General features: G+C 48.4%; 2 protein-coding genes. Both read right to left on the bottom strand.

Annotation, left to right across the window (positions count from 1 at the left end):
- Positions 1-175: 175 nt before the first annotated feature.
- The gene (locus tag NG833_RS29110) at positions 176-1015 is read right to left on the bottom strand and encodes an FkbM family methyltransferase (RefSeq protein WP_254568757.1); all 840 of its coding nucleotides are present in this window, start codon (positions 1013-1015) and stop codon (positions 176-178) included.
- A gap of 133 nt (positions 1016-1148) precedes the next feature.
- Positions 1149-6350 carry a tetratricopeptide repeat protein gene (locus tag NG833_RS29105; RefSeq protein ID WP_254568756.1) on the bottom strand — a complete coding sequence of 1734 codons (5202 nt, stop codon included), beginning with the start codon at positions 6348-6350 and terminating at the stop codon, positions 1149-1151.
- Between the last annotated feature and the right edge of the window lie 93 nt (positions 6351-6443).

The following is a 6443-nucleotide window of genomic DNA, read 5'->3' as shown; positions in this document are numbered from 1 at the left end:
AACTGTTGCAACTTTGCCTAAATTTATGAAAGAAACCCGGTTTCTCAACCCCTGCAAAGGACCAGAAACCGGGTTTCTGCGACAACTGTTGCAACTTTGCCTAAATTTATGAAAGAAACCCGGTTTCTCACCCCCTACAACGCCTGAAGTCGTTACTACAAACGGGGAACGAAATTTAAAAATCATCACTTAAGGCGAAGACTAGGTTAAAAACATATTGCGAATTGTAATATTGATCCGGGGATAATTTCACCCAGTTGGGGGACTCATTTCGCAATAAATAGGGACTGTATCCTAGGGATGCCATGAACTCTCGTAACTGTTTTTCATCGGTTCCCATTTTGTTTAAGGCAAAGCGATTAATTTCGGCAATGATGTAGGGGACTTGATAGGTGGCAAGAGTTTGTAAGGAACCCTGTAAAATTTGATGTTCCGCCCCTTCTGTGTCAATTTTAATTAGTTTTACCCCAGTTAATCCTTTGTCTCGGACAACTTCATCCAGGGTTGTCATGGGTAGAGTGGAAGTTTGCCGGTGACTGCGACTGATTTTATTAAATTCATGCAATCCCACATCCCATAAGGCGTGTCCCCCATCATTATCGGCATTATAGAAGAATTCTACAGGTTTCGTTTCTGAACCCAATACGGTAGGAATTACCTGCATTTGTGGGAACTGATTTAAGGTAATATGGTCTTGAATCCAGTTGATATTAGTCCTATCCGGTTCGATGCTAATTACTCTGCCGGTTTCACCGACGAGAATCGCGGCGAGGAGGGAGTAATAGCCAATATGTGCCCCTATATCAATAAATGTATCTCCCGGTTTTAACACTCGTTCTAAAAATTTAGACTCTTCGGGTTCATAGAATTTCCCCTGAGAGAAGTAATGCCACATGATTTTTTGACTGTATTTGGAAACATCCAAATTGAGGCGCAATTTGTAATATTTCTGATTCAGTCGGACTAACAGATTAAAGGGTTTTCTTTGCGAAGATTCGGCAAGGGTTTGAGTCATGAATTAACAATTAGCATCAGGATTAACAGTAGGAGAAAATAATACCCAATCCAGGTATAAACCGTAGTTTTTCTTAGCCCGCGCAGGCGGGCTTCGTCCGTGTAGCCCCAGGCTTTAGCCTGCGGGTTTTCTACTACAGAATTTCCCCCAGAATTTCAAGGAGGCGATTAACTTGATTTTCCCAGGTCCATTGTTGCATGAATTGGGCGGCAGCAATGCCTTTTTGTTGGGCTGTTTCACGATTTTGATAGATAGTTTCTAAGGTTTCGATAATTTCCTCAATGTCCGATTCTCCCCAGCCCTCTACTCCGATAAATTGCGGGGTAGGTTGGACAGGTTTCTGAGTTATCAAGGGATAGCAATGATTGGGGCTAATCAAATCTAAATGTCCAGTATTAGTGGATAAAATCGTGGGAATTCCGCAAGCCATTGTTTCCATTGCTACGAGGTTGGTTCCCCCTTCGCAACGATTGGTAAACAGGGCACAGTCGGATTCTCGGATGATTTGCGGCATCAGATAATTGGGAATTGCGCCAATATCGATAAAGGAATCAGGATGTAAGCCATTATTGAGTAGCCAATCGGTAATATTTAAGCGTTTATTTGTCCCAATTTGGGGTAGTCCGGTGACATGACCCGTGGTTTCGAGTCCGCGCATGAATTGGGGCCAAAAGTTATGCCATGCGGTGATGAGTAAGGCTTCGGGGTGACGTTTTTGAAAGGCTTTAAAGGCGGCGATGACGATATCTTGCCCTTTGCGATATTCTAGTTTGCCGCCGCTGAAGATGACGAAGCGATCGCCCAATAAATTAGACGTAGGGGCGGGATGAAACAAGGTGGGGTCAATCCCTTGGGGTAATGCCTGAACTGTGGTGATTCCCTGACTTTTGAGAACCTCGGCATTCCAAGTAGAACCGGCGACAATTAACAGATATTTCTGGGCTAATTGGCGTTTTTTTGGGGTTAAATTCGTATCTTCAAAGAAAATTAACCCGATATTCTGTTTCCCGCTGAGTTGTTGGGTAGTGGCAAGACTGATAAAGTTGTTGCCGAGGGCATGAAGGACGGGAAAATCACACCAAATGGGTTTCCCGGGGTTTTGACTCCGCAATTGTTCTAAATTTTGATACCGATCGCATACAGGTTGCAGTTGCGATCGCACCAACGGATTCACTACCCCCGAGGTATCCGGTTGCAACAATAACATCGGTTCATATCCCGGGTTTTTTTGCAGTTGCAGGGTGAGATTTGTCCCATAAATCCCCCACCCCGTCATCTGATTGATCGACCATGCAAGGCCCAATCTCAAGGGTTTTTGAGGGGTTTTAGCAACGGGTTGGGTGCGATCGCCACTTGATTCAGTCATCATCGATTTTGGGTTCCTCCTGACTTCACCTGCTAACCATGTTTTCCCGGGCAAAGATGGGTTTTGTTCCGCTAGTCCCACCTTTCCAGACTTCTCCACCGTTTGCCGTAATTCTTGGGCAATGCGATCGCCCACTTCCTGCCAGTTTCCCGGTTGGGTTTGCCGGAATAATCGCAGACTGGGATACCAAAGTGAATCGTAACCCTCCAGTCCCCAACGCCAATCGGGAGTATAAGCTAATAATAGCCAAGTCGGTTTACCCATCGCCCCAGCTAAATGGGCAATGGCGGTATCTACTGTAATAATTAAGTCTAATTGGGCGATTGCCGCAGCGGTGTCAGCAAAATCATTGAGGGATGGTCCTAAATCCTGCAAAGGTAAGTTTTTCCCTTGCCAAGTTTCCCCCGCTTGCCCTTTTTGAAGACTATAAAATTGTACCCCAGGAACCGTTAAGAAATATTGAAAAACATCCAGGGAACAGGACCGCTTATAATCCCTGTGGTGTTTGGGATTTCCTGCCCAGACAATCCCCACTTTAAACGGGAGCATCTCAATGTTGCCTGAAAACCAGTCTGACCTCTCCCCAAACCCCTCCCCTAAGAGGGGAGGGGCTTTGAAACTCCCCTTTCCGGCTCCCCCTTCCCTCTTAGGGAAGGGGGCTGGGGGGTTAGGTCTCTTGAACAAATTGAGATGCTCCACTTTAAACTTTGTTGATTCAAGGGAAAGTTGCTGGGAATGGGGAGGCTGAAGATAAGGAATGGTAGCGGGAATTGTGGGTAAAGTTGTGCCAAAAATTCGCGGCAAACTCATCAGGGGAATCCAACTTTCAAATGGTTGTAACTCCTCCGGATGGGAACTAATTGCCTCAATCCCTGGAACCGTTTTCAAGACAGAAACTAGGGACTCAGCAACTAAGGCAACTACGCGGATTCCCCGTTGGGCAAGCAAGGGGGCATAACGGATAAACTGGAGGGTATCCCCTAATCCTTGTTCCCCATATAATAGGAGTGTCTTTCCGGTTAAATCCCCACCCTCCCACCGAGGAACCTCAAAGTGAGGGGGGGCGGGGTATCCTTTGACGCGCCACCGCCATTCGTATTCGGCAAAACCTCCGGGCAAGTTTCCAGCAATGAGGAGACTGAGGGCGAGGTTGAGGTGTGCTTCGGCAGAGTTGGGCTGAATTTCCAGGGCGCGATGATAGGTGGCGATCGCCTCTGTGATGTGATGTTGTTCTTGTAAAGCGTTTCCCAGGTTAATATGGGCATCAATATACTGGGAATCCAAGGCAGTCGCCTGCTGAAAACAAGCTATTGCTTCGGTAATTCTGCCGGCTTTCAGGAACAGATTCCCCAAGGTATTATGGGCTTCTGTATAACTGGGGTCAAGGGTAGTCGCCTGCTGGATGTGGGCGACTGCCTCTGTCACATTCCCCACTTGTTGCAGGGCATTTCCCAAATGGTAATACGCTTGGCTATGATGGGCATCCAGGGCGATGACTTGGCGATAGTGGGCGATCGCTTCCTGGAAATGTCCCTCGTCAGACAAGGCATTTCCCAGATTATAATGGGCGGGGAGACAGCAGGAATCCACGGCGACTGCTTGTGCTAAATAGGAAATCGCCTCACTGGTTCTGCCCAAACTGCGTAAGGCTGCCCCCAGATTGATATAGGCAGGGAGATAGCGGCAATCGGCAACGATCGCTTGTTTGTAATACCCCACTGCGGTATTCAGTTTTCCCCCTTGATGGGCGATCGCCCCTAACAGTTGCCACCCTTGCGCCTGATGGGGATATTGACGCAACAACACCCGACAACGGCGTTGAGCTTCGGCAAAGTTACCCGCTTCGTAATCCTGGCGGGCGAGGGCAAATTCTGGGCTGATTGTCTCGGGTTCCGGTAAGACAACCCGCGTCGCCAACACCTCGGTTAAACTCTGTGCTACTTCATCAAATACCCCTTGCCAATCCCCCCGTTCCTCCTGGCGAAACAGCCGCATTGTCGGATACCAAGGGGAATCACTGCGATTCAGCATCCACCGCCAATCTGGGGCATAGCTTAACATCACCCAGACGGATTTACCCAAGGCACCGGCTAAATGTGCCACGGAAGTATCCACCGTAATCACTAAGTCTAATTGAGCGATGATTGCTGCGGTATCAGCTAAATCCTGCAAATACGGGGCTAAATCTTGAATCGGGAGATTTTGCTGGCGAATGCGGGTTTCTTCCGCACCTTTTTGGAGACTATACCATTTAATGCCGGGAATGTTGAGCAGGGGGAGAAAATAGCGCAAGGGACAGGAACGAGTGCGATCGCCTTTATGTTGGGGATTCCCCGCCCAGACGATACCCACTTTGAATCCCGGTGCATCAAGTATTACCGGGGCTAAATGGGTGGGGGTGAGATAGGGAACTTCCCCCGGGATAGTTGCTAAGGTAGTTCCCAGGATGTGAGGCAAACTCAACAGCGGTATCCAGACATCAATCGGGGCTAAGTCGGACCAATAGGCACTGACGCGACTGATGCCCGGAACGCTTTGAAATAAGCGCACCAAGGGTTGATTAACCAAGGCAACGACTCGCCCCCCGCGTTGGACGAGCAAGGCGGCATAGCGGATGAATTGGATACAATCTCCCAATCCTTGCTCGGCATGGAGTAAAATGGTCTTGCCTTGGAGATCGGAACCGTCCCAAAATGGCGCAGGAATCGGAGGTAAATCCGGTGCCGCTTTCACCCGCCATCGCCATTCATAGTCCCGAAATCCCTGGCGTAAGTCACCTTGGATGAGTAAGGCAATTCCCCGGTTGTTATGGGCTTCGGAGTAATCCGATTGCAGGCGCAGGGCGGTGTTATAGCAGGCGATCGCCTCCTCAACTCGTCCCATGTCATGCAGCACTAACCCTAAATTATTGTATCCTTGGGCATAGTTGGGATTTAGGGTAATTGCCTGTTCAAAGTGAGGAATAGCAGATTCTAACTCGCCCAATTCATGCAATACCATCCCCAGATTATTATACCCTTCCACATGGTTCGGTTGCAAGGTAATTACCCGATGAAACTGGGCGATCGCCGCTTCCCGTTTCCCCAGTTCCCACAGGGCATTTCCTAAGTTGTAATGCAACCCCACTTCTTGCGGGGCATAAGGTAACGCTTGGTGATAACAGGCAATGGCTTCTGCATAGTTTCCCTGACTTTTCAGAATCATTCCCAAATTCGTTAAAGCCACCGGATGCTTCGGCATTTGTTCCAACACTTGCCGATAGAACCGTTCTGCTGTTGTTAAGTCCCCACTCTGATGAGCAAGAATCCCGCGTCCTATTTTTGCCCTTAAATTATCGGGAATTTTGGCTGAATTTTCCGTCCCATTCAAGGTTTCAATTAAGGCTTGCTTCACTTCCTCAAAGACACTCTGCCAATTCCCAGGCTGGCTTTGGCGAAACAGGCGCAGGGTGGGATACCAAGGCGAATCGGTGCGATTCAGCAACCACCGCCAATCTGGTGCAAAGGGCAGCAACACCCAAGCCGGTTTTCCCAATGCCCCGGCTAAATGTGCCACTGCCGTATCCACGGTAATAATTAAGTCTAATTCCGCCATGACTTCAGCGGTATCTCTGAAATGATTCAATTGATGAGCCAAGTCTTGAATCGGCAGTTGAGAGAAGATTTTAGCTAATTCATTGGAGTCTTTTTGTAAGCTATAAAAGTAAACTGAATGGGTTTTTAATGTTTCTATTAATTGAAGAAAATAAGTAAAGGGACAAGAACGTTTGATAGCGGTGGGATTCTCCTGATTTGCCCCCCATACAATTCCTATTTTGAAAGAGGGAGAATGGAGTAAATTTGGGGAGATATCTTTCAGAAGAGACCCCCCCCCATCTCCCTTAACAAGAGGGGAGTCAGAGGCATTTTGCTCGTTCTTTACTAAAGATACATCAGCCCGCGCAGGCGGGCTTGGTTCCGATAGCCCCACCCTTCCAGGGTGCGGGCTTTCCAGCCCCAAAGATACATCAGCCCGCGCAGGCGGGCTTGGTTCCGATAGCCCCACCCTTCCAGGGTGCGGGCT

It is taken from the genome of Oscillatoria sp. HE19RPO (genome assembly GCF_024220515.1).
In the GTDB taxonomy this organism is placed as follows: domain Bacteria; phylum Cyanobacteriota; class Cyanobacteriia; order Cyanobacteriales; family Laspinemataceae; genus Laspinema.
Note: the sequence above shows the minus strand (reverse complement) of the source record. Positions and strands in the feature narration are given on the sequence as shown.